General features: G+C 58.9%; 1 pseudogene. It reads left to right on the forward strand.

Annotation, left to right across the window (positions count from 1 at the left end):
• Positions 1–214: pseudogene (locus L248_RS16035) on the forward strand (IS30 family transposase); the annotation flags it as partial.
• Positions 215–360 lie beyond the last annotated feature (146 nt).

A 360-nucleotide genomic window follows, 5' to 3' on the forward strand; every position in this document is an offset into this window, starting at 1 on the left:
GCCCAGCGAACGGGGCAGTAATGAGAATGCCAACGGCCTGCTGCGTGAGTTCATCCAGAAGGGTGTCTCACTGCATCACTTCAGTAAAGAGTTCGTCCACCACATGCAGGTTGTGCTGAACGAGCGGTTACGTAAGATCCTTGGCTACCGCAGCCCTGCGGAAGCATTCCGGGAATGTGTGGAGAAACTCCGGGCGACCGCCTCGGCGGTCTGAAATGCCAAAAATTTTCCGGGGCCCTCTCCCCCCAGGGCCCCGGAAAGAGCAGAGGCTGCGGCCCTGGCCCAAGACCAGGGCCAGGACCACCTGGTAGACCGTTCCTCTTCCTTAGGCTTCAGTGTTGCACTTCGGTTGACAATTCG

Origin of the sequence: Schleiferilactobacillus shenzhenensis LY-73, from assembly GCF_000469325.1 — a bacterium.
GTDB classification, from domain to species: domain Bacteria; phylum Bacillota; class Bacilli; order Lactobacillales; family Lactobacillaceae; genus Schleiferilactobacillus; species Schleiferilactobacillus shenzhenensis.